Source organism: Mycobacterium sp. IDUB_37 (genome assembly GCF_055419245.1).
The window spans coordinates 1-4,054 of the sequence record NZ_JBVAXG010000020.1; the positions used below are offsets into that span (position 1 = coordinate 1).

Sequence of the window (4,054 nt, forward strand, 5' to 3'; positions counted from 1 at the left end):
AAATCCCACAACGCCGCCGCCGAATCCACCCCACCCGGAAAACGACACGCCATCCCCACCACCGCAACCGGCTCATCGACACGCGCCAGAAGTGCACGATTCTGCCGCTTGAGCCGTTCGATCTGCATTAACGAATCACGAAGAGCCTCGATAATTTCGGCGTTTTCAATAGCCATTCTAAAAATCTGATCCTAATTGCTGAAAATCAATTTTCAATTGCTCTTGTTGCCCCGAGCAATATTCATAAGGTCATCCAAGCTCATGCTTGCAATAGCCTCCTCTTTAGGAGCCTCCTCTTGATGTTCTGGTTGTGGTGAATCCACATCGTGTGCGATCTCGCGAAGCATCGCCAGAATCCCCGCCTCGGCAAGCCGCTTTTCGGGAATCTTCGAGATGAGACGCTGAATTTCGCTGTCTGGCACATTCCGGGTCTCGCCGATAGCGCCATTCTTCGACAACTGGTCGGAGAGATACTTAGCCAGGGCGGCCGGGGTCGGGTAGTCGAAGGCCAGCGTCGCGGGCAGGCTGAGACCGGTTTGTTGGTTGAGGCTGTTGCGTAGTTCCAGGGTCGTCAGTGAGTCGATACCGAGGTCTTTGAAGGGACGGTCGACGTCGAGGGCGGCCGGGTCCGGATGCGCCAGCACAGCGGCGGTGGCGCCGGCCACCACGGTGGTCACGGTGCGAAGTTGCTGCTCGGCGGTTTGACCGGCCAGTCGCGCCACCAATCCCCCGGGGCTGGACGTGGCGGCCTGGCGGCGACTGCTGGTCAGAGCGGACAGGATCGGGTCGAGGGCGTTATTGCGAGCCCGGCGGGCCAACGTGGCGGTGTTGACCGGACTCACCAGCAAGTTGTGCCGCTGACTGGTCAGAGCGGCGTCGAAGAGGGCTACACCCTGCTCGTTGGTGATCGCGGTGAAGCCGGTGCTGGCCAGACGAGTCACGTCGGTCGTGTTGAGGTGGGCGGTCATGCCACTGGGGCTCTGCCAATAGCCCCACGCCACGCTGGTGGCGGGGTGCTCAGAGTGATGGCGCTGGCGGGCCAGCGCGTCCAGCACTGCGTTGGCGGCCGCGTAGTTGGCCTGCCCGGGGCTGCCCAGGATGCCCGCCGCCGACGAGAACAAGACGAAAGCGGCCAGGTCGCGGTCGGCGGTCAGACGATGCAGATTCCAGGCGGCATCGGCTTTGGCGGTCAGAACGGCGTCGAGTTGCTGCGGGCTCAGATCGGCTACCAAGGCGTCATCCAGGACGCCGGCGGTGTGGATGACCGCGGTCAACGGGTGGTCGGAACCGATCCCGTCGAGCGTTGCGGCCAGCGCCGCGGGATTACTGGTGTCACACGCGGTGATGGCGACCTGAGCGCCGAGCTGAGTCAAACGTTCTTGCAGGTCGGCGGCCCCGGGGGCGTCGGGCCCGCTGCGAGACACCAGCAACAGATGCCCGACGCCATAGTCGGTGACGAGATGCTCGGCGAACATCGCGCCCAGCATTCCGGTCCCACCGGTGATCAGCACCGTGCCGTTGCGATCCAGTACCGCGGGCGGGATCAGCACGATCTTTCCGGTATGACGGGCCTGGCTCATGTCGCGGAAGGCTTGAGTCGCGTTCAGCAGGCCGTAGCTGGTGGTGGGCAGCGGCTTGAGGACCCCGGCGGCAAACATCGGCAGCAGTGCCGCCCAGGCCTTCAGCAGGGATTCGGACGCCACTTCTCCTAGGTCGTAGGCCTGGTAGTCGACGCCGGGATGGTCCGCGGCGACCTCATCGGCCTCGCGGATATCGGTCTTACCGATTTCGACGAACCTGCCCCCACGAGGTAGCAGTCGTAGCGAAGCATCCACGAAATCTCCGCGCATGCTGTCGAGCACGACGTCCATGCCCTGCCCACCGGTGGCCTCGATGAAGGTGTCGGCGAAATCCAGGGTGCGCGACGAGGCGATGTGCCCGCGGTCGACGCCTAAGGCGTTAAGTACGTGATGTTTGTTCGGATGGGCGGTGGTGAACACCTCCGCACCAAGCTGGCCGGCGATCTGGATCGCGGCCTGCCCCACACCACCGGCACCGGAGTGAATGAGCACCCGCTGCCCCGCCGACAATCCGGCAAGCTCGACCAGAGCGATGTAGGCGGTCAGGAACGTCGTCGGAACCGAGGCCGCCTGAGCGAACGACCATCCCGACGGGATGCCGACCACCGCGCGGTGGTCGGTGACAGCCGTAGTCGAGAACGCGTTGGGGAACAGACCCATGACCGCGTCACCGGGCCGGACGCCGGTGACGTCGGGGGCGGTTTCGAGGACCACCCCGGCAGCTTCAGCGCCGAGTCCCTCGTCGGAGATGGCGCCCAACGCCACCACCACGTCGTGAAAGTTCAGGCCCGCGGCCCGTACCTGGATGCGAATCTGTCCCGGGGCCAACGCCGTCGGGGGGCTGGTGGGAAGCAAGGCCAGGTTGGCCAAGTCGCCTTTGCCGGTCGTCGCCAATTGCCAGTCGGGCGCATCCGGCAGGGTCAGGCTTGAAGTGCGGGCCAAGCGAGGCACCTGGACAACACCGTTGCGCAGGGCCAGCTGGGGCTCGCCGGCTGGCGGCGTCGAGGCGATGGCCAGCAGATTGTCATTGCTGGCGGCGCTGCCGTCGGTATCGACCAAAAGGATCCGGTCGGCGTGCTCACGCTGCGCGGTGTGCATCAGTGCCCAGATTGCGGCGTGCGCCAGATCGGGGACTCCGTCGTAAACGCTGACGCTGACTGCGTGACGGGTGACGATCGTCAGCCGGGTGTCGGCGGTCTCCGGCCGGGCCAGCCAGCTCTGCAGCTGGGCCAATACGTCGCGGGTCAGGGTATGTACCCGCCGCAGTGGATCAGCCTGGTCGGCTTCTTCAGGCAGCGGCAGCGGCCAGATCACCAGGTCCGGGCACGGAGTCAACGACGCCAGGTCGGTGTCAACCACCGCGCTGGACAGGCTGGCCGGCGGCTGCCCGGGCGAATCGGACACCGACAGCCAGGTCTGTTCGAACAAGCTGTCCGCCAGCCCGGCGATCGAGGCACGCCCGCCCATCTGGTCGGGCACAGCCCGCAACGTCACCGCACCGATTGTGATCACCGGCGCGCCGGTGGGATCGGTGGCGCGCAACTCAAACGTGTCCTCGCCGGTACGGGTCAGCTGGACGCGCAGCTGGGTGGCGGCGGTGGCATACAACGTGACCCCGCTGAACACATACGGAAGCCGCAGCGACGCCGAGTCGGCCTCACCACCGCCATCCAATACCGACGCCAACGGGTGCAGAGCGGCATCGAGCAGCGCGGGGTGTATCCCGTAGCCGGCGACCTCGGTGCCAGCGGGCAAAGCCACCTCGGCATAGACGACCTCGGGTCGCTCCGGGTCGGTAGCAATCCCGCGCAGCGACCGGAACAGGCCGCCGTAGTGGTAACCCCGTTGGGCCAACCGTCCGTAGAAGTCTTCTTGGTCCAGGCCATCCACAGCCGGCACCGTCAAGGACGAGGCCTCAGCGGCGGGCTGATCAGCGCTCAACGCCCCGCTGGCGTGCAATGTCCAGCCTGCCGCCTGGTCACCGACGCGCGAGTGCACATTGAACGCTCGCCGCCCACGCTCATCGAGCGGCTGCACCACGATCTGCAGATCGGTCGCCGCATTCCCCGAGAGAATCAAGGGGGCGTGCAGGACCAGTTCATCGATCGCCGGGCAGCCGCTCAACTCACCGGCCCGCAGGATCACCTCGATGAAACCCGTCGCCGGGAACACCTTGGCGCCGTTGACCTGATGGCCGGCCAGCCAGCCCTCGCCGCGCAGTGACAGCCGACCGCTGACCATGACCTGGTCTTGGTCGGCCAACGTGGCGACCGCGCCCAGCAGCGGATGATCGGCACGGTCCAGACCAAGTCCGCCGGCGTCGCCGGTCGAGATCGGGTTCAGCCAGTAGCGGCGGTGTTCGAAGGGGTAGGTGGGTAGGTCGACGGTGTGGGCGTGGGGGTAGAGGGCTGTCCAGGAGGGGCTGTGGCCGTGGTTGTGGAGTTGGGCCAAGGTGGTGGCCAGGTTGTCCTGGT

Annotated in this window: 2 protein-coding genes; both read right to left on the reverse strand. The window is 65.9% G+C overall.

All coding sequences use genetic code 11. The features are described 5' to 3' along the window. The coding region (locus ACZY1I_RS32060) for a polyketide synthase docking domain-containing protein (protein ID WP_463761676.1) at positions 1 to 176 on the reverse strand (176 nt) is incomplete at its 3' end. 36 nt (positions 177 to 212) lie between these two features. Continuing rightward, positions 213 to 4,054: SDR family NAD(P)-dependent oxidoreductase (locus ACZY1I_RS32065; protein ID WP_463761675.1), on the reverse strand; the 3,842-nt coding region annotated here is incomplete at its 5' end.